Below are 1,588 nucleotides of genomic sequence, written 5' to 3'. Positions count from 1 at the left end.
CGAGCTCCAGGAGCCGAGCCTCGACGAGCAGATCGCCGCCTACCAGCGGGAGTTCCGGGACCTCGACCCCCAGGTCGAGCAGATCGTCTCCGCGCTGGGCAGGCTGAACCGCCGGATGAACGTCGCCTACGGCAGGCAGGTCGCCACCCTCGGCATCAGCAACGCCGAGTGGGAAGTCCTCAAGACTCTCGTCCTTTCCGGCACTCCCTACCGGCTGGGTCCGGGCGAGCTCGCGAAGCGCCTCGGGCTCACCCCTGCCGCGATGACCCACCGCATCGACCGCATGGCGGGCGAGGGCCTGGTCACCCGTGACCGGGACGAGAACAACCGGGTGCGCGTCATCGTCGAGCTGACGGACGAGGGACGTACGAAGTGGCTCGAGGCGATGAGGATGGCGACCACCTTCGAGGAGGACCTGCTCCAGGACCTCTCGGGCGACGAGCGCGGAGCCCTGGGCGAGATCCTGATCCGACTCCTGCGCCGCGTGGAACACGAGCAGCCGGATGCCGGCGGCCGGCTCACCGACCTGGGGTGAAGGGTCCGGAACCGGGCCGGGGGCGGGTCCTGGAACGGGGGGAGAAGCAGGGAAGGGCGGGGTTGACACGCCCCCCTCGCATCCGTAAGGTTCTTCGAGTTGTCCCGGAGCCACCATGGTCCGGCGGCAGCCGATCCCGCCGCTCAAGCGGCAAACAAACTCTGTACGACCTCCCACCGGGGAGAATTTCGGCATGCCGAAATTCAATTCGCTGACTCGATTATGAGTCGCCGGGAGAATCCGCTAGAGTTTGAGACGTCGGAACGGCCCAACAGCCGGGAAGACGAACCCCGCTGACTGGGAATCAGGCCCGAAAGGATCTGATAGAGTCGGACTCGCCGGAAAGGGAAACGCGAAAGCGAAGAACTGGAAAGCGAAACAAGCAGTAACCCGCTTCGACCGGGAATCGGACACGAAAGAGTCTGATAGAGTCGGAAACGCAAGAACGAAGGGAAGCGCCCGGAGGGCCCCGGTGAAACGGGACCGAAGGAAGCGTCCGTTCCTTGAGAACTCAACAGCGTGCCAAAAGTCAACGCCAAATTTGTTGATACCCCGGCCTGCATCGCAGGTTGGTGGTTCCTTTGAAAAGTCCTGCACGGTCCTCGGACCGGGTAGGCAACAACAGCGAGGACGCTGTGAACAGCCGGTCATATTCCGACCTGGTTGTTCCGCTCTCGTGTTGTGATCCCGATTACGGGAAAACATTCATGGAGAGTTTGATCCTGGCTCAGGACGAACGCTGGCGGCGTGCTTAACACATGCAAGTCGAACGATGAAGCCCTTCGGGGTGGATTAGTGGCGAACGGGTGAGTAACACGTGGGCAATCTGCCCTTCACTCTGGGACAAGCCCTGGAAACGGGGTCTAATACCGGATAACACTCTGTCCCTCATGGGGCGGGGTTAAAAGCTCTGGCGGTGAAGGATGAGCCCGCGGCCTATCAGCTTGTTGGTGGGGTAATGGCCTACCAAGGCGACGACGGGTAGCCGGCCTGAGAGGGCGACCGGCCACACTGGGACTGAGACACGGCCCAGACTCCTACGGGAGGCAGCAG

The 1,588-nt window shown here is 62.8% G+C and carries 1 protein-coding gene and 1 rRNA gene; both read left to right on the top strand.

Annotated elements, in window-relative coordinates; translation table 11 throughout:
- A partial coding sequence (locus ACGF5U_RS31900) for a MarR family winged helix-turn-helix transcriptional regulator (RefSeq protein WP_392818966.1) occupies nt 1-535 on the top strand: 535 nt, incomplete at its 5' end.
- A gap of 704 nt (nt 536-1,239) precedes the next feature.
- Nucleotides 1,240-1,588: ribosomal RNA gene (locus ACGF5U_RS31895) — 16S ribosomal RNA — on the top strand; the annotation flags it as partial.

Source organism: Streptomyces sp. NPDC047886 (assembly GCF_043204435.1).
Lineage (GTDB): Bacteria > Actinomycetota > Actinomycetes > Streptomycetales > Streptomycetaceae > Streptomyces.
Note: the sequence above shows the minus strand (reverse complement) of the source record. Positions and strands in the feature narration are given on the sequence as shown.